Annotated in this window: 22 protein-coding genes; 9 read left to right on the forward strand and 13 right to left on the reverse strand. The window is 55.9% G+C overall.

Translation table 11 applies throughout. The features are described from left to right. Positions 1 to 106 precede the first annotated feature (106 nt). Positions 107 to 715 (forward strand): DUF2087 domain-containing protein, encoded by a 609-nt coding sequence (locus tag L6439_RS22020; RefSeq protein ID WP_168178998.1) that lies wholly within the window; start codon positions 107 to 109, stop codon positions 713 to 715. Between the two features lie 396 nt (positions 716 to 1,111). Here the strand turns inward: L6439_RS22020 and L6439_RS22025 are convergent, their stop codons facing one another. The 5 genes from L6439_RS22025 to L6439_RS22045 form a co-directional block, all read right to left on the reverse strand. Then, entirely contained in the window at positions 1,112 to 2,125 is a 1,014-nt protein-coding gene (locus L6439_RS22025; protein ID WP_213470791.1) for a zinc-dependent alcohol dehydrogenase, read from the reverse strand. Between the two features lie 24 nt (positions 2,126 to 2,149). Further along, positions 2,150 to 2,971 carry a carbohydrate ABC transporter permease gene (locus L6439_RS22030; RefSeq protein WP_213470793.1) on the reverse strand — a complete coding sequence of 274 codons (822 nt, stop codon included), beginning with the start codon at positions 2,969 to 2,971 and terminating at the stop codon, positions 2,150 to 2,152. A 43-nt stretch (positions 2,972 to 3,014) separates the two neighbouring features. Next, a complete protein-coding gene (locus tag L6439_RS22035; RefSeq protein ID WP_213470863.1) occupies positions 3,015 to 3,947 on the reverse strand; it encodes a carbohydrate ABC transporter permease in 933 nt (310 codons plus the stop codon). A 122-nt stretch (positions 3,948 to 4,069) separates the two neighbouring features. Beyond that, a complete protein-coding gene (locus L6439_RS22040; RefSeq protein ID WP_237096590.1) occupies positions 4,070 to 5,389 on the reverse strand; it encodes an ABC transporter substrate-binding protein in 1,320 nt (439 codons plus the stop codon). Between the two features lie 346 nt (positions 5,390 to 5,735). Next, positions 5,736 to 7,127, reverse strand: a complete 1,392-nt coding sequence (locus tag L6439_RS22045; protein WP_168178283.1) for an extracellular solute-binding protein — start codon at positions 7,125 to 7,127, stop codon at positions 5,736 to 5,738. Positions 7,128 to 7,454: 327 nt separating this feature from the next. On the opposite strand from L6439_RS22045, the gene L6439_RS22050 reads away from it, so the two are divergent. Both L6439_RS22050 and map read left to right on the forward strand, forming a co-directional pair. Further along, positions 7,455 to 8,390, forward strand: coding sequence for a helix-turn-helix transcriptional regulator (locus tag L6439_RS22050; RefSeq protein WP_213470794.1), 936 nt, complete (start codon positions 7,455 to 7,457; stop codon positions 8,388 to 8,390). 249 nt (positions 8,391 to 8,639) lie between these two features. Beyond that, entirely contained in the window at positions 8,640 to 9,389 is a 750-nt protein-coding gene (gene map, locus L6439_RS22055) for a type I methionyl aminopeptidase (protein ID WP_213470795.1), read from the forward strand. Between the two features lie 104 nt (positions 9,390 to 9,493). On the opposite strand, the gene L6439_RS22060 is transcribed toward map, so the two are convergent. Beyond that, positions 9,494 to 9,886, reverse strand: a complete 393-nt coding sequence (locus tag L6439_RS22060; protein ID WP_213470796.1) for a rhodanese-like domain-containing protein — start codon at positions 9,884 to 9,886, stop codon at positions 9,494 to 9,496. Between the two features lie 230 nt (positions 9,887 to 10,116). Between L6439_RS22060 and L6439_RS22065 the strand changes: the two genes are divergently transcribed. Further along, complete coding sequence (locus L6439_RS22065; RefSeq protein WP_213470797.1) at positions 10,117 to 10,479, forward strand: VOC family protein; 363 nt, start codon at positions 10,117 to 10,119, stop codon at positions 10,477 to 10,479. Positions 10,480 to 10,614: 135 nt separating this feature from the next. Here the strand turns inward: L6439_RS22065 and L6439_RS22070 are convergent, their stop codons facing one another. Beyond that, entirely contained in the window at positions 10,615 to 10,947 is a 333-nt protein-coding gene (locus L6439_RS22070; protein WP_168178288.1) for a MazG nucleotide pyrophosphohydrolase domain-containing protein, read from the reverse strand. A 78-nt stretch (positions 10,948 to 11,025) separates the two neighbouring features. Between L6439_RS22070 and L6439_RS22075 the strand changes: the two genes are divergently transcribed. The 4 genes from L6439_RS22075 to L6439_RS22090 all read left to right on the forward strand — a co-directional run bounded on the left by L6439_RS22075 (position 11,026) and on the right by L6439_RS22090 (position 15,026). Beyond that, entirely contained in the window at positions 11,026 to 11,604 is a 579-nt protein-coding gene (locus L6439_RS22075; RefSeq protein ID WP_168178289.1) for an LOG family protein, read from the forward strand. 539 nt (positions 11,605 to 12,143) lie between these two features. Beyond that, positions 12,144 to 13,061, forward strand: a complete 918-nt coding sequence (locus tag L6439_RS22080; protein WP_168178290.1) for a transposase — start codon at positions 12,144 to 12,146, stop codon at positions 13,059 to 13,061. A 384-nt stretch (positions 13,062 to 13,445) separates the two neighbouring features. Beyond that, the gene (locus L6439_RS22085; protein ID WP_213470798.1) at positions 13,446 to 14,420 is read left to right on the forward strand and encodes a hypothetical protein; all 975 of its coding nucleotides are present in this window, start codon (positions 13,446 to 13,448) and stop codon (positions 14,418 to 14,420) included. A 195-nt stretch (positions 14,421 to 14,615) separates the two neighbouring features. Continuing rightward, the gene (locus tag L6439_RS22090; protein WP_168178292.1) at positions 14,616 to 15,026 is read left to right on the forward strand and encodes a YjdF family protein; all 411 of its coding nucleotides are present in this window, start codon (positions 14,616 to 14,618) and stop codon (positions 15,024 to 15,026) included. A gap of 169 nt (positions 15,027 to 15,195) precedes the next feature. Here L6439_RS22090 and L6439_RS22095 read toward each other — a convergent pair whose 3' ends face one another. Beyond that, entirely contained in the window at positions 15,196 to 16,938 is a 1,743-nt protein-coding gene (locus L6439_RS22095; RefSeq protein ID WP_237096591.1) for a protoglobin domain-containing protein, read from the reverse strand. A gap of 229 nt (positions 16,939 to 17,167) precedes the next feature. Here L6439_RS22095 and L6439_RS22100 point away from each other — a divergent pair, with 229 nt between their 5' ends. Beyond that, complete coding sequence (locus L6439_RS22100) at positions 17,168 to 18,658, forward strand: gluzincin family metallopeptidase (RefSeq protein ID WP_213470801.1); 1,491 nt, start codon at positions 17,168 to 17,170, stop codon at positions 18,656 to 18,658. 39 nt (positions 18,659 to 18,697) lie between these two features. Here L6439_RS22100 and L6439_RS22105 read toward each other — a convergent pair whose 3' ends face one another. The 5 genes from L6439_RS22105 to L6439_RS22125 all read right to left on the reverse strand — a co-directional run bounded on the left by L6439_RS22105 (position 18,698) and on the right by L6439_RS22125 (position 25,135). Then, on the reverse strand, positions 18,698 to 19,573 hold the full coding sequence (locus L6439_RS22105; protein WP_168178295.1) for a sugar phosphate isomerase/epimerase family protein: 876 nt from the start codon (positions 19,571 to 19,573) through the stop codon (positions 18,698 to 18,700). 84 nt (positions 19,574 to 19,657) lie between these two features. Next, the gene (locus tag L6439_RS22110; protein ID WP_213470802.1) at positions 19,658 to 21,634 is read right to left on the reverse strand and encodes a hypothetical protein; all 1,977 of its coding nucleotides are present in this window, start codon (positions 21,632 to 21,634) and stop codon (positions 19,658 to 19,660) included. 36 nt (positions 21,635 to 21,670) lie between these two features. Further along, entirely contained in the window at positions 21,671 to 22,738 is a 1,068-nt protein-coding gene (locus tag L6439_RS22115; protein WP_168178297.1) for a Gfo/Idh/MocA family protein, read from the reverse strand. A gap of 77 nt (positions 22,739 to 22,815) precedes the next feature. Further along, positions 22,816 to 23,679 carry a sugar phosphate isomerase/epimerase family protein gene (locus L6439_RS22120; RefSeq protein ID WP_168178298.1) on the reverse strand — a complete coding sequence of 288 codons (864 nt, stop codon included), beginning with the start codon at positions 23,677 to 23,679 and terminating at the stop codon, positions 22,816 to 22,818. A 715-nt stretch (positions 23,680 to 24,394) separates the two neighbouring features. Then, on the reverse strand, positions 24,395 to 25,135 hold the full coding sequence (locus L6439_RS22125; protein WP_172879035.1) for an ankyrin repeat domain-containing protein: 741 nt from the start codon (positions 25,133 to 25,135) through the stop codon (positions 24,395 to 24,397). Positions 25,136 to 25,173 lie beyond the last annotated feature (38 nt).

Raw genomic sequence — 25,173 nt, forward strand, 5'->3', positions numbered from 1 at the left:
TCGCCAATGCGGCTTGACAGCGGAACCTTATTTAATTACCATCTAATTTAACGAATGTTTTATTAGGTGGTCATTAAATTATGTGAATATAAAGGGTGAGGCATACATGCAATTGGAAAAGATCGTTGCGTATCATAAGGCGCTCTCCGACCCGACGCGCATCAAAATGCTCGTCCTTATCGCCCAGGAGGAATACAGCGGACAGCGGCTGGCCGAACGTCTCGGCGTCACCCCGGCCACTATTACCCACCATGCGGCCAAGCTGAGGGAGGCGGCCCTCATTAACGAGCGCCGGGACAAAAACACGATCTATTTTTCACTGAACCATTACTTTATGAAAGTGAACGCGACGGCGACCTTTGACTTCATCTATCGCCATGCCGGCCGGAAGGAGGAGAGCCTAATGCAGGTTCAAGAAGCCCAACAGAAATACCAGGAGTCCGTTATCAACAATTTCTTCACGGCGGATGGCCGCTTGAAGACCATTCCGGCCCAATTGAAGAAGAAGCTCATCGTACTCGAGCATCTTGTCTCCCGCCTGGAGAGCGGGCGGAAATATACGGAACAGGAGATCAACGCGTTCATCCGTTCCTATCACGACGACTTCGCGACCTTGCGCCGGGAATTCGTCATGCACCAATTCATGTACCGGGAGAACAGCATCTACGAACTGAATCCGCCGGAAATGTGGGCCTCCTGGAGACAGCTCAAGTAAACCGCGCCCATGCGCCTTGAACATGAGGAGGCAGAACGGACACGAACTGGCGACCGTCAAGACATGCCAGGAATATATCCGCTATACTCGAAAAAAACGGGGAGGGGACCGTGCCCGATATATTGGAAAAGACCATCGCGCGCGAAGTGATGGAGGAAGTCGGGCTTGCGCTTACCGGGACGCCCCGGGGTGGGGGCCGCGCAACAGCACACCGTGCAGCTAGGGCAGCCGGAAAAACGCAGAGCCAAGCAACAGCGAAAACGCGCGACTGAACAAGCGCGGAAACAAGCGACACCGTCACCAAGTGAACGCCCCGCCGAGCCAAACGCGCAACGGCCCGGTCCGGATCTGGATCGCATCCAAGCCCGGACCGGGCCGCCTCATACGCGCCGCTTCCTATGAGCGGCCGGCGTCCGCATAGCGCAGCACGACGCCAATCGTATCCTTCGGCGATTGCTTGTAGCGGGCATAGGCGATGTCCGCCTTCTCCATCGGCAGCTCCGCCGAGATAAGCGGATCCACGCGAATTCGGCCCGCCGCCAGCAGGCGGACATACTCGGCCACATTGCGGCCCTCCGTCCAGCGCACATAGCCGATCGGATAATCGAATCCGCCTACCTCGTAGTCGCGCGCATACCGTCCCGGCCCGCCCGCCCGCGAGATGAGCACCTCCGCTTCCTTCGCGAACATGCGCTCGCGGTCGAATTCCATTTTCAGGTCGCCGACGATGACGACCTTGCCGCGATCCCGCAGCCAGCCGAGCGACTTGTCGATTAGATCGGTCGCGCTGCCGCCGGCGCACAGCAGCACCGCATCGGCGCCCTCGCCGTTCGTCAGCTCGCGAATCGCCGCTTCCAGCTCCTGCGGGTCGGCATAAGCCGCCTCGACGCCGGCTTGCTTCAACATCGCGCACCGTTCCGGCAGCAGATCATAGCCGATGACGGTATAGGCTGCCGCATGGGCCACCTGCGCGATGATCTGCCCCAGGATGCCGAGGCCGACCACCACGACCCGCTCCCCGAATTGAAGCCGCGCTTGCCGCAGCGCGTGAATCGCGATGGCGCCGAGCCCCGCGAAGGACGCTTCCCGCAGCGATACCTGCGGGGGCAGCGGCGCAGCCAGATGCTTCGGCACGGCAAGCAGCGAAGCGTGCTTGACGAACGGCGCTCCGTAGCAGGCCACCCGGTCTCCCGGGCGGAGATGGCCGACGCCCTCGCCGACCTCTCTGACGATGCCGGCGGCGCTGTAGCCCAGGGCGAACGGCCCCTGGACCTTTTGCTGCATCGACATCTCGGTTCCCGGACTTATCGCCGAATAGACGGTGTCCACCAGCACGAAATGGGGCCGGAGCACCGGCGCCTCCTTTTCCACGGTGTGGACGACGCCATCTGTAGATACGACTGCTCTCATGGGTAATCTCCTCTTTCTATGGTGTTAAGACTTGATACCGGACATGGCGATCCCTTCCGTGAAATACCGCTGGAAGAAGACGAAAATAAGGAAAGTCGGCACAAAGGAAATCGCCGCTCCCGCCATTTCAATCCCGAAGTTCCCTTCCTTCGTCAGCAGGGACGCCAGTCCGACCGTAATCGGGTACATCTCTTCCGTCGTCATGAAAATCAGCGGCGTGAACAAATCATTCCAGCAGCTGATGAACGCGAACGTCCCGATCGTCGCGATGGCCGGCTTCGCCAGCGGCAGCATAATGCGGAAGAAAATCGTGAAATCCCCCGCGCCGTCGATGTAGGCCGCTTCCTCCAGATCCTTCGGGATCGTCATCATGAACTGCCTTACGAGGAATACCCCCATAATGGCCCACAGCTCCGGAACGATAATCGCCCCGTACGTATTAATCCAGCCGAATTGGCTGAACATGATATACTTCGGAATAATAAGCAGCTGGCCGGGCACCATGACGACAGCCATCATGAGCCAGAACACGATCTCCCTGCCGGGGAACCGCTTTTTGGCGAAAATATACCCGAGCACCGCCCCGAAAAAAATCTGGGTCGCCACCGGGATCAGCGTGATGACAAGCGAGTTCTTAATCCAATGCAGGAACGAACTCTGCCCGATAATGTACGTGAAATTGTACAGCGTCGGATTCGTCGGAATCCAGAACAACGGATCGGCCGTTGCCTTCTCCACCTTTTGCAGCGAACCGAGAATCATCATCGCAAAAGGAAAAAAGAACAGGATGCCGAGAATGACGAGCAGCACATAAATGACGGCCTTGTGCTTCAAACGAATATTCATGCGAGCCCCTCCTTCGGATGCCGGCGTTCACTGCGGGCGCGCATCAGTAATGCACCTCTTTGCCCAGCACGCGGCGCTGTACGAGCGATATCGCGAAAATGATGAAAAACAATATATACGCAAGCACGCTGGCATACCCGAGGCGAAGTCCGGTAAAGCCTTCCTCATACAAGTAATACACCAGAGTCATCGTTGCATAGTTCGGTCCGCCGCCCGTAATGAGAAACGCGGAATCGAAAATTTGAAAAGAACCGATTGTCGTAATAATGGCAACGTAAAAATGAATCGGCAGCAGCAGCGGGAACGTCACGCTCCAGAACGTGCGCCAGCGGCCGGCGCCGTCGATTTTGGCCGCCTCGTACAAGTGATTCGGAATCGATTTGAGGCCGGCATAATAGTAGACCATCGTGCTTCCCGCCACCTTGAAAATGCTCAGGCCCGCCAGCACGGGCAGCGCCTGCGACGAATTCGAGAAGAACAGCTGCGGCTCGATGCCGAACCAGCTGAGCACATAGTTGATCATGCCGTACTCGGTTCCCTTGAACATCCATGCCCAGATTCCCGAGATAATGACGAAGGAAGTGACGACGGGCAAGAAGTACAAGCTCTTGAAAAAACCCGCCGCGCGCACGCCCGAATTGACGAGCAGCGCCAGCAGCAGCCCGACTCCCATCGTCGGCACGATATAGTAGACCGAGAAGAGCACCGTATTCCAGATCGCCTTCCAGGCAATCTCATCCGTGAAAAAATAACTCCAGTTCTCAAAGCCGACGAAGGCCGGCGTGCCGATGATAGGCCAGTCCATGAACGTCAGCACGAGACTGAAGGCCAGCGGGAACAGCTGGAACACAAGAAAATGAATCAGTATCGGAATCAAAAATACATACACAATGGCATTCCGCCGGAATTCCTGCCGGAACCGCTCTCCCGGCGGCCGCCGGATGGCAGACTCCCGAGCCGCGGCTCCCTGCTTCACTGTTTGCACGTGATATCACCTTCCATCCCTGTTAATGAGGCCGGCCGCGCCACGCAAGGCAGCGGGCCGAGCGGCGGCCGGCAAGCTCCGGTCCGCGCCCTCCCGCCGCTCTCCGCCAAGAGTCAGCTTTTTTTCATGTCGTCCTGAATCGCCTTGGCTGCCGCATCCGCCGCTTCCTGCGGCGATTTGCCGCCTTCCAGCATCGCGGCGATCTCGGCCTGGATTTTCGGCATAATCGTGCGGGCCACCGGGCTCATTACGCCAGGACGGGTATAAGCCGTTACCTCCAGGAACATTTCCATATCCTTATCCCCTTCATAGATGGACGAAGCCGATTTCCGGGTCGGGATATAAGTGGCCAGCTTGTTGAACTTTTTCTGCGCTTCGGTATTGGTCAAGACTTTGATGAATTCCACCGCCGCTTGCTTGTTTTTGCTGTTCTTCGGCACGGCGAACATGCCGACCGTCCCGAAGCTGGCTTGCTCCGCGCCTTTGAGCGGCGGGCCGGCCGCATAATTGAACTTCTCATCCTTAAGGACGGTTTGGGTGTAGCCCGAGCCCCAGACCGCCAGCATCTTGCCAGACAGGAATTCGGCCAACTGATCCTGATTCGAAATCGAATCCTTCGGAATCCAACCCTTGTCATACATCTCTTTAATCATCTGGAACGTGCGGACGCCCGCTTCATTGTTGATGACGATCTCGCCGTTTCCGTCGATGACGTCCCCGCCTTGCTGCCACAGAATCGGATACAGCGTACCGTTGCAGCATGCCGCGCCGCCGTTGAAATCGCGGGCGTAATAGCCTTTGGCCACGGCCTTCTCGGCCCACGCATTGAACTCATCCCATGTCTGCGGCAAGGCCGAAGGGTCCTCCCCGATCTCCTTGATAATGTCCGCGTTGTAGAACATAAGCTGCGCTTCCTGCAGAATCGGCAGCGCGTACAGCGTCTCCTGATACGTGGCCGCCGCCAACGCGCCCGGGGTGAAATCATCCATCTGATTGTCATCCATATAAGGGGTTAGCGGCTCAAGGACATCCTTGCTGGCGAACTGCGGGATCTGGTCGGGAAGCTGATAGAATACGTCCGGCCCGTTCCCGGCCGCCAGCGCTGTCAATATTTTTTGCTCCCGGTTCTTCCACGGGATTTCCTCCAGCTTTACTTTCACATCCGGATATTTGTTGTTATATTCCGCGATAATGCCGTCGAACACCGCTTTCATGTCGTTCTTTTTCTCCTCCGACACATAAGGATGAATCCATACCGTAAGCGTGCCGGACAGCGCTTGCTCTTGCTGGCCCTCCGGCTGGCCTGCGCCCGAATTGGCCGCTTCCTTCTCCGGGGACTCGGAGCTTCCCGCTCCCCCCGAGCCGCAAGCCGTCAGGAGCATGGACAACGCCAGCACAAAGGCCAGCATCAACAGACTGGAACGTTTCGTCATCTTGTTAGACCATCCCTTCTATTCATAGCTTTTATAATCCAGATGTATACTAATCCCCTTCGTTTCCGACCTCGCACACATTTTCTCACCGGCTTCGAATGAAGATGATTAGGCAGACCCCGCCTCCCTTCCCTGCTCTCTTTTTATAAAATTCTGTATTGCTTCCGATTCATCACGCATGAATTGCAATGACCCAGACAAGTTGTAGTTCATATCTGGTATGTAAACAATCATAGACCCCGAAGAAAGCGCTGTCAATCCTGTTTTTTAAAAGACGAATTAAAGACAGAAGCGAACTGGGCGGCCATGACCCGGGCGTTCTTTCTCATGAACAAAAAAACCGCCCTTAACGGGCGGCCCCATCGGCCAGCAGGCCTTCCAGTCTGCTGCACATCGCTGCTTCGTCTTCGAGACGCGACCAATACAGCTTCAACGCATTGCACACGTCCTGCAGGTCCGCGGATCGCAGCCCCAGCTCCGTGAAAAAGCGGAGGGTCGGAATAATCTCGCGGTACATCGAGAAGCGGCTCGGCCGCGGGAACATTTCCGGCCCGTTCCATTCCGCCGCCTTCTTGTGCGCCGGAATGCTGAACGTATGCTGCCGGATATGGAGCTGGGCCTCGTAGGAGAGCAAGTAAGCGACGAGTTCAAGCGCCGCTTCCTTCGCCGCCGACGTCCGGTTCACCATCAGGCCGATGGCGAGCAGCAGCGACTTCGCTTCGTTCAAGTAGGGCAGCGGCGCCACCTCGAACGCAAACGGCGCATCCTTCAAATGATTCAGGCTGAAGTAGGTTGCGATAATGACCGACAGCTTGCCCTGCAGGAACAGCCGCTCCGCATCCATATCATTCTCCGACAGATAGGCCGGATACGCGCTCTGCCTGTCGATCAGCTCGCGGGTCAGCCGGAGGCCCTCCATCAGCTTCGTACCGCAGACAGGGACATGTCCCGCTCCGTCGGGCTCGAACCGCCCGCCGCTCTGCAGCAGGAACACCGGCCAGCGGTTGTTCGAGAGCATATGGAAATAGAAGCCGAACGTGCCCGGCTCCCTTCCGAGCCGCTCCGCCGCAGCCATCAGGTCGGGCCACCGCCAACTGCTGTCCGGCTCGGGCAGATCTAGCGCCAGGAAATGATCCCGGTTGTAGCAGAGCATGACCGGCGAGAAAATGAGCGGCAGGCCCAGCAGCCTCCCTTCATGCCGGAAGCAGTCCGCGATGAACGGATACAGCTCCGGGCGGGGATCCAGCGGTTCCAGCAGCTCATCGCGCCCCTCATCCGCGAGCCAGCGGAAATCGTTGTAATTGACCGTCGCCACATCCAGCATGTCATGCCCGATATAGCCGGAGACCGCATCGGGATAGTTCTCGTACGGAAGGGGAACAAGCTCGACCCGGATGTGCGGATGGGTTTGCTGGAAGCGCTCGATGAGTTGGTCCAGGGCCGCCTCCTGGATGACGGACCGGTAATATCCGAACCGCAGCAGCACCGTGCCGGACGCCGCCGGATCGGCGATCCGGTTCCCGACCCGCGGCACCTTCTCGATCAGCTTCTCCTCGACAAGCCGCTCCAAGCCTTTGCGGACCGAATTTTTGCTTAATTGAAATTGTTCCGCAAGCGCCACCTCCGAGGGCAAATAATCGCCGGCGGCACGACGGCCCGTAATAATATCGTCCCGCAGCACGGTAACCATTTCGTCCAATCGCTGTCTAAACGTAGTGCGGCTTGGTCTGCTCGTCATCCTGTACGCTCCTTCAATTCATCGTTACTTGCAGTTCTCTATCGTTAATCTGTATCGTTAATCTCTAGCGTTAATCTATTGTTAGTCTGTATCGTTAGCCTCTACCATAGTCTCTCACGCTAATCCGTCGCTCTATCGATCAGATTCTAGTATATATCTAGTATATTATTTCATGATATCGGCCTGAAGACGAAAAGTCAATGAACGCTCTCCCCTTCCTGGCCCGCCTCTTTCCCCCCGCTCCCCCATCCTCTACAATAGAGGAAAGAGCAGCATCCCGCCAAGGGAGGCCGCCGAACGATATCAATGCTGTGGAGGACGCTTATTGTGAAAATCGATCGCTTGCTCAATATCATCATTCTGCTGCTGAATCGCCCCATCGTGCAGGCCAAAGACTTGGCGGAGCGGTTCGAGGTCTCGATTCGCACCATTTACCGCGACATCGATGCGATTAATCAAGCCGGCATTCCGATCGTGACCTACCAGGGAGCGAACGGCGGCATCGGGCTCGCCGAAGGCTACCGTCTGGATCGGAATGTGCTGACGAACGAGGAACTGGCCGCGATCGTAACCGCGCTTCAGAGCGTGTCCTCCTCTTATCCGGATGAAGGGCATGCCATGCTGGTGGAGAAGATCAGCAGCATTATACCCGCCTCGCAAGCGGAAGACTTCCAGTTCCGGACGAAGCAATTTGTCGTTGATTTAACCCCTTGGGGGAACCATGACAAGCTGGAAGCGATGATTTTGGCGCTGAAAAAAGCGATTGAAGAGCGGCAGGCCGTCCGCTTCTCCTATCGCAGCGCTGAAGGAGAAGCAACGGAGCGGACCGTTCACCCCTACACCCTCGTGCTGAAGGGCCATGCCTGGTATTTATACGCTTATTGCACCGGCAAGCTCGGATTCCGCTTCTTCAAGCTTGTCCGGATGAAGCGGCTGGAACCGCTGGATCTCCGATTCCAGCGGGAAGACATCTCCCTGGAGAACCGGCCATGGGACAAGGATTGGCATGCGCCCGAGTGCCTCGTCTCCCTCGTGCTTCGCTTCGGTCCCGGCATCCGGCATGCGGCCGAGGAGTGGTTCGGAGCGGAAGCGCTGCAGGAGGAGGAGACAGGGCATTCGATCGCCAACGTCTCCTTGCCCGACAATGCTTGGCTGTACGGCTTTATTCTCAGCTTCGGCCCCGAAGCCGAGGTGCTGGAGCCGGAATCGGTCCGCCTGCGCATCCGCGACCTGGCCTCCGGCATCGCGGCGAACTACCGCTAATTATTCCGTCCCCAATCACCATCGCGCATTTCAGGCATATATTTACTGCAAAAGACTCTGAATCGGGTGTTTGTCCGGCATGGCCGGCGGATCGTCTCCACCGCTCGGCGGCCTGCTGAGACAACGCCCGGTTCGACCGTTTCCGGTAAAAAGCAGTTTTCCGGTGAAGTGACACAAGATTTTGTTGCAGGAACCACAAAAGGACCAAGGACATCAATGAACAGGTTCGGATGAAGGAGAGACAACGCGATGGTGAAGCTGAAGACGGCAGCGGAGATCGAGCAGATGAGACGGGCGGGGCAGCTCGTCGCGGCTTGTCACCGCGAGCTGGCGAAGCGCATACGGCCCGGCGTCAGCACGCTGGAGCTGAACGATTTCGTGGAACGTTATATTAAAGAGCAGGGCGGGCAGCAATATACAAAAGGCTACAAAGGATTTCCGTATGCGACCTGCGCCTCGGTGAACGATGTCATCGCTCACGGATTTCCCAACCCGGAGCCCCTGCGGAATGGCGATATCGTCAAAATCGACGTCGTCGCGGTGTACGACGGATGGGTGGGCGACTCCGCATGGTGCTATGCGGTCGGCGACATATCGGCCGCCGCGCGCCGACTGATGCGGGTCACGAAGGAATGCCTCGATCTCGGCATTCAGCAGGCAATCCCGGGCAACCGGATTGGCGATGTCACCCACGCCATCCAGAGCCATGCCGAGGCGAATGGCTACTCGGTCGTCCGCGATCTGCTCGGGCATGGGGTCGGCCGCGCCCTGCACGAGGAGCCGAAGTTCGTCCATGTCGGCAAGCCCGGCCGGGGCTTCCGCCTGAAGGAAGGCATGGTCATCACGATCGAGCCCATGCTCAACGAAGGCACGCACGAGATGTGGATCGATGATGACGGTTGGACCGCCCGCACATGGGACGGCCGCTTGTCGGCCCAATACGAGCACACCGTGGCCATCACGAAGCATGGCCCGCTCATACTGACAGAGCAGCGCTAACTCACTCCGGCTGCTCTGTCTTTCTTGCCAGGCCAGCTCGCTCCTGCAGCCGAGCCGGCCTGCCGGGAGGCGCCGCCGCCTGCATTGGCCGCGTGGCTGCTCGCTTACGCGCAGCCGCAGCAAGGATGCACGCACGTCGCGAACGCCTCGCACGGGTACATATACCCGTACACTCTGCTGAAGCCGCGGCGCTTCAGCAGCCGTGCCGCCTTGCGGATATGCCGCTTCCGCGCCCCGATCAGCACCACCGTATCCCCAGGACTCAGCACCTGGCTCCATACATAAGGCATACGGCCGACATACATCGACACCGCCTCCTCCATATGGCGGCAATAATAATCGGCAGGCTCGCGCACATCCACCTGCTTCACCGGCGAAGTCCCCTCGCGAAGCGCCTGAAGCTCATGAGGCTGCAAATAGTGAAGGCCTTGCACAGGACGTTGCGTCCACACGGCATACAGAAGGCCCATTATCAATAAGACGACGAGAATCCACATCGGCTTCTCCCTCCTGACAGATACCCCATACTGTATGAAAGAGAACAAAAAAACAAACGACAATATACCCTAACGGGTATGTATTATACACAAATTCGGCCGCATTGTAAATGCACCCGCCAGGTCTCTCAAAGCGTACTTCCCCAAAAGATACGCTTGCCGGCCAGTCTGCGTATGGATACAATATTTTCTGGCGCTCGGGCATATTAAGGAAAAAAGGAGGCATTTTCATGATCAAGCAAATCGCGACCGTTGCGGTCTATGTCGAAGCTCAGCAGCAAGCCAAGCGTTTTTGGACCGAGAAGGTCGGCTTTACGGTCACCGCGGAGCATCCTATGGGTCCCAACTCCTTGTGGCTTGAAGTCGCTCCGGCAGGAGGCGGGAGCCGTCTCGTCCTCTATCCGCGCTCGATGATGAAGGGCTGGGAGGAACAAAAAGCCTCCATCGTGTTCGAATGTGACGACATCATGTCGACATACGCAACGATGAAGGCGAACGGAGTAGAGTTCAATGGGGAACCCAATACAATGCAATGGGGAACCTATGCCAGCTTCTCTGATCCGGACGGCAACCAATTTTTGCTGAAAGGTTAACCTCTCCTCGGCTGAAAGGGAGGCCGCTTCTCCCAGGCGAAGAAGCAGCCTCCCGGGCTGGCCAAGCCGACACAGATCCCGCTCCCCCTCAACATCCCTTTGTCTTATCCAACGGCTTTCTGCTATATCTATGTTCTATTCTGCCGTCGTCGCCATACCGAAGCGTTCCGATAGCTTTTTAATATGGCCCTCGGCAATCTCGGATAGACCGATCCCGTATTTCTCCGACAGAATCAACAGATTGGCCAATACATCGCCCAACTCCTCAACCAGCTCCTGTCTGAGCTCCGCCGAAGATAACTGCGTCTCATCCGGACGATCACGGCCGATTTCCAGGGCCCGCACCACTCTGGCCACCTCCCCGACCTCTTCCATCAAAAAGCCGACCCGAATAAACGAATTATATTGCGACCATTCCCGCTTCTTGTAAAATCCGCTTACCCATTCCTGAAATTCATTCATATCCATTTCCTTCTCTTTCCTTCCTTGTGCAAGATGTCTATACTAGAACATGTGTACTATCGAATTGAAGGAGATGCCATACCGATGAAAAAAATATGTGTCTTTGCCGGCTCGAACCTGGGCAACCACCCCGACTTCGCCGCCTTGGCGAAAGAACTGGGCCAAGCATTGGCCGAACAACAATTTGAACTGGTCTACGGCGGTTCAACCGTAGGTCTTATGGGTGAAGTCGCCAACGAAATGCTCCGTCTCGGCGGCAGAGTGACCGGCGTCATGCCGCGCGGCCTGTTCCGCGGAGAATTGATGCACAGCGGCTTGACCGAATTCATCGAAGTAGCGGACATGCATGAGCGCAAGGCGACCATGCATCGCCTGTCCGATGCGTTTATCTCCCTGCCCGGCGGGCTCGGAACATTCGAGGAACTGTTCGAAGCGCTAAGCTGGGCTCAACTCGGCATCCACAAAAAACCGATTGGCGTGCTCAACATCCAGGGCTACTTTACGCCGATGATCGAGATGATTCGTCACTCCATCCAAGCCGGATTTGCCAGAGCCGAGCATGAGCAGCTGCTGCTATCCTCAACCGATCCGCGTGAGCTGCTTAGCATGCTGGCAAGCTTTAAAACGCCGGAATTCGGCAACAAATGGAACCAGCTCGACTAGAACTGCTCCGCTATTGTTACTATGCAAGTTCATCTGTGGAGATTTTCGCGTGGTCTTCCAAGCCTCTCCACAGATAGAACGCGGCATAGGCTCCCCAACATTCCAGCCACAGTCCAGCGGCTTAAATCCTTCACAACGGCTTCCTTCTAACTCCCCGTTAGAACGGCCTTGCCCGGCACCATTTCCTCCTCCCTCTTTGCGCATGCACTAATTACTACTTTATCTTATTTTTGCGATAAGACCAAACGATCGAGACCGCTCCCCTGTCAGAAAAATGGTGTCTTCCATTCCTTAGCAGCACTCTCCCATCGACTCAGAATCCTGCTCCAAAAGGTCGGGACTTCCTCCTTTGTAGCACTATCCCTTCGCGTCAGAAGCGACAACCGAATCCGCACTAAAGTTCCCCCACTAAAAATCCCGACTAAAAAAGCCCCATTTATCAATCCGGAATATTCCATTTTCATCTTGAAATAAGAACTAATGTTCGTTATAATGGAATATAGAACAAATGTTCCTTGCAAAGGGTGGTGACGAGGGTGGTGGATGGTCTTGAGAACATTGCTGCTCTTGAGGAGTTATACCGTCAGTTTCCGGCAGAGTCCGCTTGCGTCGATTATCTTGTTCAATGGAAATGGCCGCATGGCTTCTCCTGCCCGCGCTGCAGTCATCATAGCGCTTATATCACCAAGACCCGCCGGCTTCCTATCTATGAGTGCCGCGCCTGCCGCCATCAGACCACGCCTACCGTGGGCACGGTCATGGAAGGCAGCCGAACGTCTCTGCGCAAGTGGTTCGCCGCCTTCTGGCTATTTTCACGGGCTCAGGAAGGAATTAATGCCGTTCGCCTGCGCTCCCTCATACAGGTTACATATAAGACCGCCTGGTCAATGCTTCATAAGATACGGGCGGCAATCAGCCAAGCCCATGCCGAGAAGCGGCTTTCCGGCGAAGTTCAGGGCATTGTCGTCTTCTATGGCAGGGCCTATCGTCCATCTGTCGAACTCCATCCCGGGGAATGCGCTCTAATCGTTGCTGAATCCATCGTTCCGGAAGGGGAGCTTCCTCAGCTCAAGATGACGTTGGTTGACAAGAAGCATGTTATCGAAAAACGCCTGTACCGTTCTGGCACCGAACAGTTTATTGCCGATCACGTCGAGCCGAGCACCGCTGCGCGTGTCTCCATTGTCGATCAGTATTTTCGGGTGCGCAGAAATAGCCCTTTGTATCAGACATTCCGGCAAGCATGCCGGTGGCTGAATGATACGTTTCACGGAATCGGTCCCAAGTACTTGCAGCGCTATATAGATGAATTTATTTTCCATAAAAATTTGGATACCTCCGTAAGCCTGTGGGCACGGCTTCTGTCATTGTGCACATCTGTTAGGCCCTATTCTTTCCATAACAAGGAACCACGTACAAGAGCGAACGCATTCAACTCGAGAGCGAAAGCTGCCTGATACTTCTTTATCCGTCCATTTTCGATCCACCCTGCGCATATCGTGCCTGCTAGCATTATTGGGGCGTTCAGTCTGAGCCAATGGGAGAGTGCTGATAAGGACTGAGAACCCTTAATTATCCCGGAGTATCATCTAAGTTCACCATTCATAATTCATAAGTCATCAAGCATACCTTGCGCCTGGTTCATCCCATATTCAATCATCGTACCTTTCCCCACATTTCTAAAATCTATCATTTTTCACTGGAATTCGATACCACAATCACCCAATCATATACTGGTCAATTTTGCTGTTTTCACATATGATTATCCGGAAGTCATTCTAGTAATGGGAACTTGCTACGACCCGGACAAGTTGAATATCGAAAGGGCGGGATCCAGAACAATGAAAGCACTGAGAAAAGCGATTAGCGGACTTCTGGCTGCTACGCTGCTGCTGGCGCCGGTACAGGCATTTGCGGCGGAGAAGGTCAAAATGAACGTCAATTTCAATGAAGCCCGCGTGAAAGTGAACGGCAAGCTGGTGAAGAGCAACGTCCTCCTGTACAAGGGCAAGGTTTACGCTACTCTCGAAGGGATGGCCAATCTGTTCCAACTGGATTATTTGTACGATGAAGACAGCAAGACCTTCTATCTAGGCATGCTTCCGGCGGGGATGGTGTCCGATGAGGTTATCGAAGCTTGGGAATCGCTCGGCAAAGAGGTGAAGGAAACCGGCGAGTCCGGGGAGGTCGCCGGCGATCGTGGCGTAACCGGTGCCATAAATGAATACAAGGCAAGCATTCACGGCATCCCGGTCGAAGACGCTACCATTTCGACCGGAGGAACGACCGGAGGAAATGTGTATGTTTCGTTCCAGTCTGTGGCCGATATTTTAGGGCTCAAGATGAAATATGACCAAGCTACGAATACAACCTATGTCGGATCGATTCCGGATTCCATTTTGAACCCTCCGAAGAAAGATTCCGCCAAGAACAAAACAGCACAGAGCAAAAAGTCGAAAATGTATGATGTGGCCGCCAGCGGAGATATGAAAGGTTGGCGCTTGCTAAAAGGACATCCTAACGAGAAAAATATTGCCGTTTATTACAAACAAGATGGTTCCATCCTGCAAATGGAGTTCAAAGATATCCGCAAAGTCGATTTGAAGCGCAAGGTGCAGTGGGTGGATGACAATGGATTCAAGCATACTAATACCGTTGGAGAAATATACCAATTATTTTCATTAAGCAATCAATACACTTCCGATTGGTTCAGCTCCAAATTCGGCAAACTGTATACCGATTGGATGATGGTCCAGGCCTTTCATGGCGAAACACTCGTGGAGGATTATCTGAGATCAAAAGGCAAGCTAAAGTAAATTGCTGCTGTTCATCAAAATATAGTGCTGTGGCGCTACTGGCCAAAGCGTTATAATAGAATCGAGTGTAAAAACACGGTCCGGTTGGTAGTCCGGGCGCATTCGCTTGCGCAATGAATCTTGCTGCTGCGAATGTCAGTAACCTTCCCCCCTCGGGATGTCCCTCACTCGAAGTTACTTGAGGGGGAATGGAATGTGAAATTAACCGTTTATTTTGAGACCCCGTTCTGGGTAGGTGTCGTGGAAGAGCAATTCGGCAATCAAGTGAAGGCTTGTCGTCATGTGTTTGGTGCAGAGCCCAGAGATGCCGAAGTGATGGAATTCGTGATGACCCGAATGAATCCGTTGTTGGAGCAGGTTCAAAGCGGTGTTGAAACGGAGATTTCCCGGAAGCGTCCGGTCAATCCGAAGCGGCTTGCCCGAATCGTTGCCAGAGAGATGCAGCGGCACGGAATATCGTCGCAGTCTCAGGAAGCGCTGAGGCTGGATCTTGAGGCGAGAAAAAAGGAGCGGACGGTAAGCACCCGCGAACAGCGCGAGGCTCTCAAGGAGAAAAAACGGAGCATTCGCATCCAAAAAAGAAAAGATAAGCATAGAGGCAGATAGCCTCTATGCTATCTGGGAAGCCCCGTACGCAAGCGCAGCGGGGCTTCTTTCTATTTTCGGATTTATTTCAGTTTTCTTGCTGGCTGTCAACATTCATTTCCCGGGCAATCCTTTCCCGGTCGAATTCTGCGGGCACAAAACACGCTCCGCAACAGCGCTTGTCTTGCTGCTATACGTGGCTGCTCTTGGGCAATGGCTGATTTAACAGCGTTCGCAGGCCATCCAGATTGTCCAGCAGCTGCGAAGACAGCTCACCCAGTTGATGATAGCTTTGGATGGCTTGCTCCGTCTGACCGGCATCGATCTGCCGTGCTGCCGTCTCCGCAAGTGAATGGACTCGCTCATGCCGTTCGACCATCTCGCGGAACGCCCGCTGTTGAGTCAGCACCGAACCCGGAACGGATTTTTGCGCTTCAATCCATTTTCCTAGCCGGCATCGCTGCGAATTCCCGATAATATGGATCTCGCTCTTGTCGTAGCCGAGCATCCGGTTATAGATCCACCATTTCCATAACAAATGGTCGGTCTTGAGGACCCGCAGCAGCTGAGAATCGTTCAAATGATGGAACCACTGCAGCGACTCTGACCGAAGCTCTTCCACCGAGCGGCTGGTATGATATAAATGTTCCCCCGTGTCTCTTGCCAACGTGACGACCTGCCGGGTCTGATCGACGATTTCTTTCATATGCTCCGTGATTTCTACCGTGGCCGCCGCTTGTTGTTCGACGATTGAAGCAATCGACTCTTCCGACATTCCCATCTCGTCGATGGCGCGCATCATTTCCTCCAGCTGTATGAATGCCCCACGGTTCTTATCATGCTGCAGCTCCATCTTGCCGGCCATCAGGTCGGTGCGTTCCTGAACGGATGTCGCCAACTGCTGGATGTTGGCAATAACTTCATAGACCTCGCTTACGGAGGTTTTGGTCTGCTCGGACAGCCTCCGAACTTCGCCTGCCACGACGGCGAAGCCGCGCCCTTCTTCGCCGGCCCGCGCCGCCTCAATCGATGCGTTCAGCGCAAGCAGATGAGTCGAATCCGCAACGGAGTTGATCATATCGACGACTCCGGACAACTCCAGGAGCGACTGCTGAAGCTCCTCGAACCGTGCTTTGGTATCACGGAACAAGTCGGTCATCTCCTCTAATCCGTCTATCGTCTGCTCCACGATTGCACGGTTCTCCTGAAGCGTGCCGAGCATTTTTTCGGTCGTGGCAGCGGCTTCGGTCGTCTGTGAGGAGACTTCCTCGATGGAGGCGGTCAACTGCTCTGCAGACTCCTGAATATGCTGGGCATCCTGCATCGACGCTTCGGCAGACATTAATAAAGTATGTATTCCATCCATTTGAATCAGCTTTTCCATCGTCTCGCTATTCGTATCAAGCAAGCGGAACTCGTAGGCGGACTGGTAGGCCTCCAGTACGATTTGGGCATCCAGCATCAGGATACGGTGCAGTGCCAGGAGCAGATCCGACGCTTCAGCGGTGCGAAAGTCCTGCAGGATCAGCGGGACAAAGTATTCATATATTCGTAAAAAGGAGGATACGAACCACTCCGGCGCCAGTTGGATATGACTATGCACAACGCCAATCCTCTGCCGTATCCGGATATATTCTTCGTCAAGTCGAATGTTCGGAATCGAATTCAGATAGATGATGAATGTCTTGGCCAGCCGTTCGCGCGTACTGTGACGCTCGATTAATTGCTTCATCTCGGGAATTTCGAACAGCAGCTCATAATGACGGTCGGTAATGGCCTTGGCGTACTTTTCGAAATAAGGGGTCAACCGCTTTAACAGCTTCAGGTCTTGAGTCGTCATCTGCAGAAACATCAGCTTGGTCCGAAGGGACGGAAGCGTTTCCATTTGCAGGGCTTCGATATTGTCTGGCATCTTCGGCTTACGGTAAATCAAAATATCCTTCCTTTCTGCAACCAGATGCATGAGTTCTGTATTCTATAATATTTTTCACACTTATGTAATAATACCATATTTTTCTGCGACAATAGTCCTGAATTTTTGAATCGGTTGCGGATGACAAAATCGTAAGCATGGCGTAAGTCAATTCAATAGGACTCGAAACGCGCCTTCGATACAATAAAAATAGCATACGATAGGACCGATGACGGAAGGAAGAGGGCCAATGAGGCTAACGGGCGTTTCCATATACAATTCACTTCTGCAGCGGCATGCCGGCATCCTCGTCTCTCTGCTGGCCCTTGTGGCCGTCCTCGCAGGATGCACGGGGAAGGACAACAGCGCGCAGGCTATGCAGGGATCATCCCCCATTCAGTATCAAGTGACCGCCGTCTGGAATGATGCCGCTCATTCGCTGAAGGCGACGGCCGTGGTGCATTTTCGCAATGAGTTCGATCAGTCCTTGAAAGAGCTTGTCTTCCATTGGTATGCCGACAGCTACCGCACTCCGGATGCGCAGCCGATTCATGAGCGGAAGCTCAATCAGCGCCTGGCGTCCGAAGGGCTGCTGGGCACCGCGCTCTCCGACCTGCCTGCCAGCGGCGGAGTCACCACGACCGCCGTAACTTCGGAGAACAGCCAGCCTCTGGAGTACGAGCATGCCAATCAGTCTCTGACCGTACAACTGAAGCAGCCCCTCGCCCCGAACGGCACCGTGTCTCTTCGCATCCGCTATGAGATCCAAGTCCCGTACGGAGCCTGGAGGCTGGCTTGCAACGAACAATTCGCCGGCGGAACCTATTGGACGCCGCAGCTTGCGGTATACAATCCGCTGCGCCATGCCTGGAACCGGGTACCGAATTATCCCGGATACCCGAGCGATTATTTTTATCCGGCGGATTACGACGTTCATCTCCAGCTGCCCGCTTCCTGGATTGTCGTCACGACAGGACAGCAATTGGAGCATCGCGTGCAAGACGGCGTGCAATCCACTCATATTCGGGCGAATGGAATCCGCCAGCTCGCGTTCTACGCCAGCCCGGACTATACCGAGACGAAGCGGCCGCTTCCGGACGGGAAGTCCCTCGCGGTCTACACGCTGGACGACGGGGAACGGCCGACCGAGCAATGGCTTGACGCCGCAGCCGATGCGATCGCGTTCTACTCCGATGCGATCGGGGAGCTTCCGGGAAAGCATTGGGCATTCGTCGAAGCTCCCTATGCCGGGATGAGCGACAGCCTCGACGGCGTGGTTCTGTTCGGCAGGAAGGAGAAGCTGAACGGCGCGCTCTCGCCCGATATGCTTCGATCGATTGCGGAGCAGTGGTTCGGATCCGCAATCGGCGTCAACTCACGGACCGATGGCTTCCTTGATGAGGGGATGTCCGAATTCGCCGCACGCTATTATCGGCATCAGCGGCTGCAGGAGCCTTGGCCATCCGCCTTAACCACCGATTACCGGACGATCGCGCTCCCTGCCGCCCAACTCGGGGAGGATGCCTTGACCATCTACCGCGACCGGGGCGCCGAACTGCTCGCGGCCTGGGCGCAGGAGGCCGGAACCGATGCTGTCCCGGTCCTCTGGAAGAGCTACTTCAATCGCTACCGGGGGCAATTCGCGACCATAGAAGGCTTCCTCAATATAGCCGAGGATGCGCTCGGACAGGAGAAGCATGACCGGCTCTGGCAATTGCTGAACAATCCACCCTCATCATAAGAAGAAATAAGCCACCCGAGATTCGGGTGGCTTGCTTGTTTAGCCTTTGTAACGCTTAATGAATTCAACCGCTTTGCGGATGTCGGTCTCCGGAGATTCACCGACTTCGCGTTCGATTGTGAGATAGCCGGAATAGCCGATATCGACCAAGGCCTGGAAATATGCATCGAAGTCTACTTTGCCTTCTCCGAGCGGCACTTCCTGGAATGGCCCGTCGGTCGCCATGTCCGCAATCTTCTCATGCGACATTGGCTCGAAGCCGAGCATGCCGTAGACGAGGCGCGGATCGACTTCCCGCAGACGGACGCCGTCCTTGACGTGCGTATGAACAATATAATCCTTCAGCGTATGAACGCCTTGCACCGGATCGTCTCCGGTTACCATCACCATGTTCGCCGGGTCGAAGTTGACGGCTACCCCTTTTCCCGACAACGTATCCAGGAACGACTTCAAATGCGCCGCCGGCTCAGGGCCGGTCTCAATCGCAAAATGCGCGCCCAGGCTGTTCGCGTACTGGCTCAGCTCTTCACAAGCCTGCTGCATCGCATAATATATCTCGTTCTGCTCATCCGGCACGATGCCGATATGGGTCGTTACGACGTTGGTTCCCATATCAAGCGCCAGATCGAGGATGCGCTTCGACTTCTCGATTTTGGCCGGGTTCGCCTCTTTGTCCTGGAAGCCGTGACCGCCCAGGTCGCCGACCAGCGCCGAGATTTTCAAGCCGAGCGAATCGATATACTTCGCCAGTTCTTTGCGCGCATCTTTCGACAAGTTATCCGGGTCCATCTCCCCGCTGACCGCATAGATTTGCACGCCGTCCGCGCCCACTTCCTTCGCCTTGGCCAGCGCTTCCCGCAGCGGAAGGCGGAAGCTGTCCGTAATGACACCGATTGGATTCGTTAACAATGCCATGTGAATCACTCCTTAATCAGGTTTATGATGGAAATGCGCGGCTGCGCATATTCAAAAATCAATTCCGAAGGCCGAGTGGCCGGTCTAGCGGTTCGGGTAGCCCGTTCCCTTCCGCCGCTTCGCGGCATGCTCTTGAAAAAGGGGGGCAAGTTCATCCTTCAGATCGCCAATCATGAGCCCGCTCGCAATCTCCGCCACCGTCCAGCCCGATTCAATCGCCCATGGGCCCCAGCCCATGTCGGACGGCGATCCGAAGACCTCGCCGAGCTCGACATCGTAGGCCCGTGCCCAGGCGCCGTCAATGTCCGGATTGGGGCTGCTGAGCTGGGCCTGGACCATGAAGTCGGAGCTCTCCGTCCACAAGTCAAGGAACATGCTGTCGCCGGTCACGAAGTAAGCCTGCATCCAAGCCATCGGAAGCCAGTTGTTGGAATACAGCAGGTCGACGACAGGGTGCCCGTTCTCCGTAACGAGCGAGTTGTCCCGCATGCCGTTCTCTTCCCACATCGGCGCCTTATAGCCTTCATCCCATTCCAGATAAGTGCCGCTCGGATGCTTGAAGCGCTGCAAATCCTCGGTTACCCGATACAGCCACTCGCGATGCCGCTCATCCTGCGTCGACCAGTAGAGCCAGCTTAGCGGCAGCACGAGACGGCACAACTCCTGCGTCTGGCTCTGCTCCCGCACCGTATCCGGATAGACGCGCATCAGCGCCTCCAGCCCTTTGCGGCCGGCATCCAGGAACAGCCGGATCCCGGTAAGCTGGTACGCGAGCAGCAGCGCCGCGTAATAATAAGCGTTATAATGAGCGCTCGGGAATTGGGCCGGCTCGCTGCGCATTCTGTGAAGCTCCTCGGGATGTCGGTCGAATATCATATTATTCGTGCGCGACACCCGCATGCCATCCGACCCGGTCGTCTTCAAGAGGAAGTTGAGCGCCAGCAGACAGTCGTCCAGATGACGTTCGCTGCCCTCCAAGAAGCATTGCCACATTTGCGGCAGAATGGCTCGCGACACGTCATCCTGATAACAGATGCTCCACGCCTCCGCGTTAAAACGCATCATGCCGGACCAAGGGACATCCTCTTTGCACAGAAAGTACTGGAAGACATAATCATGCAGGCGATTCGCAATGGCGAGGCTGCGCTCATCGTTCGTCACCTTATAATGCATGAAATAGGCCATCGCCGTCTCGCCGATGCAGTCAGCCCGCTGTTGGCGGCTCAGCCGCTGGCTGCCGTCGCCGTATATCTCGGTGCCCCAGCCCTCGTGCACCCCGGTGCGGCCTTCATCGTACAGCACGCCCGATCGCTCGAACCAGCGGATGGCGCGTTCCGCGGCTTCTCTATAGGAAGCGGCCCGCCTTCCGTCGGGGCCGGTGCTGACGACCGGCTCCAGCGAAGATAGAGCCGCGACCTCGATCCCGCGATCCAGCAGCCAGCCGATGACAAAGGCGACGACATGCCGGATGCGCTGCAGCGGAGAATAGCGTGCGCGCAGCCACGGGCAGAGCCGGAAGCCGCAGACGAGCAGCGTATCCTGCTCGAACCAGAGCGCGCGGTCGGACACTTCCCCGAAGAAGGAATCATCCAGCTCCACGCGGTCATGCGCATGCACTCGCGCATACTGCAAAATCGGCACATCGTGCAGGCACGCCCCCGCGAAGGGACGCAGGCGCATGCCGCACTGATCATCGAGCAGCGCGCCGAGCGGCAGTCCCGCCAGATCCGTCTCCTTGGAGCAATAGATGAGACGATGGTACCGCGTCGACTGGGGCGGCTCGCAATACACATGGCCGATGCTGGCCACATATTCCGCGAAGATGCGCTTGCCGGCGGCAATCTGCTTCTCCAGCAGCACGCGCTGATGCGCGGGGAACAGAAGCGGCGTCTCTTCCGTTCCGCCGAGCAGCGCAATCGCTTCGTACGCATCCAATACGCCTTCCCGCACCTCATCCGGATGCAGGACGGCCACATTCGGCTCAATCAGCCGAATCGCCTGCAGCATATCATTATCATTGCTGCGTGTTATTACAGCCAAAGCGGGGTCTTTGCGGTTCATGCTGTTCTTCCTCCCTCCCGCTTCTTCGCCATTGCATTAAGAGAAAACAATTTCGGTTCCCTTGGCGCTCGACTCGTAAATCGCGCAAAGGATTTTCATGAGTTCCACGCCGTCTTCCACCGGACAGATCGTCTCGGTGCGCCCAAGGCAGCAATCGATGAAATGATCGACTTCTTTTTGGAAGCCCCGTTCGAAATCAAAGCTGAGGTGGTCGATTTGCGGCGTCATATTCAAAATCGTATCATGCTTTTCTCCCATAATGAGCAGCTGCGGCTCAACTTCCGCGCCGCCCTTGTCCCCGAACAAGCGGACGCTGATCTCGTCCTGCTTCAAATGCAGCGCGAAGCTGACATCCACAGCGAGCGAGGCTCCGTTCTCGAAGCGGATAAGCGCGTTGGCCATATCCTCGACCGTGTTCACGTTCGCGTCGTAATCCGCGGCCTGGTAGAAGGACAGATTCTCGATATGGTTCCGGTTGCCGAGACGGTTGTACGCGTTGCCGCTAACCGATTTGACCTTCGGCTTGCCCATCAGATACCAGCACAGGTCGATGACATGGACGCCCAGGTCGATAAGCGGACCGCCGCCGGAACGCTCCACATCGCTGAACCATCCGCCCGGGTTGCCCAGCCGGCGCAGACAGGACGCCTTCGCATAATAGATTTCGCCCAGGTCGCCGGCGTCGATAAATTTTTTCAACACGCGGGTATTCATGCCATAACGGCGGACATAACCCACTTGAAGCGTCTTGCCGCTTTTCTTCTGCGCTTCCTGCACCGCCAGCGCCTGCTCCACCGTCTTGCAGAGCGGCTTCTCGACAAGGACATGCTTGCCCGCTTCCAGCGCGGCAATCGCGATCTCCGCGTGAGAGTTGTTCCATGTGCAGATGCTGACCGCCTCTACGTCCGGATTCGCAAGCAGCTCATGATAGTCCGTGTAAATCTTCGCCTCGGGAGCCCCGAATTTCTCCGCCTTCTCCTTAGCCCGATCCGCATTCAGATCGCAGACCGCCACCAGCTCGGCCTCATTGTTCTTTTGATATCCTCCAAAATGCATTTCCGAGATCGAACCTGCGCCAATGACGCCTACTTTGACTTTGCTCATGATGGACTTCCTCCCCTAGATATTGATAATAAAGAGTTGCTTAACTCCGGCTATAAAATAATCGTATTATGGCGCGTTTACACTTCAGACCAGATACGCCGCGCATTTTCGATTCCGATTTTCGTACCTCTAAGGCAATCTTCCATGCCCTCGAATTCGATGCTGACGTATCCGTCATAACCCGATCCCTTCACCGTGCGGATAAGATCGTACATTGGCAGATCGCCTTGCCCCACGATGGCGCCGCGCAAGTAATTGCCGTACAGCGAGCGGAACCAGCCTTCGCCCGGATTGCGATCCGCCGGACGGATGTAGAAATCCTTCAGGTGAACCATGGACGCCAGCCCGACGTTGTTACGGACGGCATTCAGCGGATTCTCGTCCGCGCACGTGAAGTTGCCCACGTCCATCGTCGTGCGGAAGTTCTCGCGATCGACCGCCAGCACCAGACGCTTCACCCGCTCGCTTGCCTGAATGTAGAAGCCGTGGTTCTCCACGCTTGTCGTAATGCCGAAGCCCGCCGCATAGTCGGCGATTTGGCGGCATGCCTCCACGAGCGCGGGGAAATCCTGCTCGAAATAGCTGACATCGGTCTCCGGATAGAACCGCGATGCGACATCATGACGCATGCGCTTCACGCCGAGACGATGAGCGACGTCCACATGCGACTTGACGCGCGCCACTTCCTTGGCGAACGCTTCGTCATCGAGTCCGGCGAAGTTCGCCCCGATGCAGTAATTGGACAATTCCAGACCGATCTCCGCCGCCTTCTCGCGAATGGCATCCACCCGATCGGGATGATTGGCCAGATCGAGATCCATGTCCACGATCTCCGCATGATCGGCTCCTTGCGCCTTAATCCAGTCCAGCACGTCCAGTACCGTCATCCGTTTATCCTGCAGAGCGGCATGCAAGCTATAAATACTGACTCCTAATTTCACCCTGGCTCACTCCATTTCGTCTTGGTTCAACCGGCTTGTATCGCGTCCTGCTGCTGCAAACGGTTACAGTCCCGGCCGTTCCTCTCACCTCTATTATAGGAAAGCCCGTGCAAAACACATTGAACTATAGTCCACAATTGTTGGACTTTCTTACACAAATAAACCCGGCAAGCCGGGTTCGAAGGCAAATGTATAAATGAGCCGTTCTTTTGGGCAGGAACGACACGGCGTGCCGTACTAAATAGTCAACCCTAATCATCCCCTGGCCTCTTACGACCGCTATCCCATCGGCGCAGGAAACTAACTGCTCATGATCTCTTATAACCAATATCCCATCGAGGCAGAAAACGAACCTGCTCATACTCTCTTGTCACCAATATCCCATCGAGGCAGAAAACGAACCTGCTCTTGCTCTCTTATCAACAATATCCCATCGGCGCAGAATACGAACCTGCTCATGCCCTCTTGCCGCCAATATCCCATCGAGGCAGGAAGCTTAGGTCTACCAGTCTCCCTCATCGCGAACAATATCCCATCGGAACAGAAAAAATAATTCTGCCTTAATGGGATAGTACTCATAAGGACATCAAAGGGGATGAGACAACAAGCTAGGCAGGGAACCTGAACCGATGCCAGAGTGAACATAAGAGCAAAGAGGACAACTACTGCGCCGCCACGCCAGGCCGAAGCCAAGGCGGGGCGCTGCCTGCTGGCTCTAAGGAGCATCCGCCTTGGCTCCAGCCTGCTCCAGCAGCCGCGCGAGCTCGGTGAAGCCGCGCGAACGGGCATGGCTGAGAGCGGTCACCCCGTCACGATCCGGGATGTTCACGTCCGCGCCATGCCGGATCAACTGCTCCACCGTCCGCTGGTGCGGCTCCCCGCCGCTGCCCAGCACGACCGCCTCCATCAGGGCGGTCCAGCCGAGGTTGTTCACATGGTTCACATCCACATCCGACGACGTCAGCAAATACTCGATGACGTCCAGATGCGCATGCTCCGCGGCCGGGATAAGCGCCGTTCCGCCGAAGCGGTTCGTCCGCTTCGTATCCGCTCCCGCTTCAATCGTCAGCTTCAAAATATCGAGCTGCCCCTCCGCGCCCGCATATAAATACGGATTGTCCCGGTTATCCGCCTGGATATTGACATCCGCCCCTTCGTCAATCAGAAGGCGAACGACCTCCGTATGTCCGCCTAGCGTCGCCAGCATCGCCGGCGTGCGCCCGCTGCCGTCCTGCGCATTGACATCGGCGCCTTCCTTAATATACCGCCGGACGTCTTCCTCCTTGCCCTTCTTCGCTGCGTCAAGCAGTGCCGCATCGCGGGCCATCGCTTCCCTGCTCTCGCTGTCCTTCCCCGATCCAGCCTGAATATGGCCGTCTGCGAAGCGCTCCTCCGCGACGCCGCAGCCCGACGCCAACACGAGCGACAGGCAGAACAATACTGCGCGCAGCATCATGCATCCCCTCCTCAAGCAACCAATTATCTCGCTCTACT

The sequence above is a fragment of the Paenibacillus dendritiformis genome (genome assembly GCF_021654795.1).
GTDB lineage: Bacteria > Bacillota > Bacilli > Paenibacillales > Paenibacillaceae > Paenibacillus_B.

Bases quoted from the DNA above. Each gene is read 5' to 3' on its own strand.
- L6439_RS22020 (WP_168178998.1), top strand. From the start codon at position 107: ATGCAATTGGAAAAGATCGTTGCGTATCATAAGGCGCTCTCCGACCCG.
- L6439_RS22025 (WP_213470791.1), bottom strand. From the start codon at position 2,125: ATGAGAGCAGTCGTATCTACAGATGGCGTCGTCCACACCGTGGAAAAG.
- L6439_RS22030 (WP_213470793.1), bottom strand. From the start codon at position 2,971: ATGAATATTCGTTTGAAGCACAAGGCCGTCATTTATGTGCTGCTCGTC.
- L6439_RS22040 (WP_237096590.1), bottom strand. From the start codon at position 5,389: ATGACGAAACGTTCCAGTCTGTTGATGCTGGCCTTTGTGCTGGCGTTG.
- L6439_RS22045 (WP_168178283.1), bottom strand. From the start codon at position 7,127: ATGACGAGCAGACCAAGCCGCACTACGTTTAGACAGCGATTGGACGAA.
- map (WP_213470795.1), top strand. From the start codon at position 8,640: ATGGTGAAGCTGAAGACGGCAGCGGAGATCGAGCAGATGAGACGGGCG.
- L6439_RS22060 (WP_213470796.1), bottom strand. From the start codon at position 9,886: ATGTGGATTCTCGTCGTCTTATTGATAATGGGCCTTCTGTATGCCGTG.
- L6439_RS22065 (WP_213470797.1), top strand. From the start codon at position 10,117: ATGATCAAGCAAATCGCGACCGTTGCGGTCTATGTCGAAGCTCAGCAG.
- L6439_RS22070 (WP_168178288.1), bottom strand. From the start codon at position 10,947: ATGGATATGAATGAATTTCAGGAATGGGTAAGCGGATTTTACAAGAAG.
- L6439_RS22075 (WP_168178289.1), top strand. From the start codon at position 11,026: ATGAAAAAAATATGTGTCTTTGCCGGCTCGAACCTGGGCAACCACCCC.
- L6439_RS22085 (WP_213470798.1), top strand. From the start codon at position 13,446: ATGAAAGCACTGAGAAAAGCGATTAGCGGACTTCTGGCTGCTACGCTG.
- L6439_RS22100 (WP_213470801.1), top strand. From the start codon at position 17,168: ATGAGGCTAACGGGCGTTTCCATATACAATTCACTTCTGCAGCGGCAT.
- L6439_RS22105 (WP_168178295.1), bottom strand. From the start codon at position 19,573: ATGGCATTGTTAACGAATCCAATCGGTGTCATTACGGACAGCTTCCGC.
- L6439_RS22110 (WP_213470802.1), bottom strand. From the start codon at position 21,634: ATGAACCGCAAAGACCCCGCTTTGGCTGTAATAACACGCAGCAATGAT.
- L6439_RS22115 (WP_168178297.1), bottom strand. From the start codon at position 22,738: ATGAGCAAAGTCAAAGTAGGCGTCATTGGCGCAGGTTCGATCTCGGAA.
- L6439_RS22125 (WP_172879035.1), bottom strand. From the start codon at position 25,135: ATGATGCTGCGCGCAGTATTGTTCTGCCTGTCGCTCGTGTTGGCGTCG.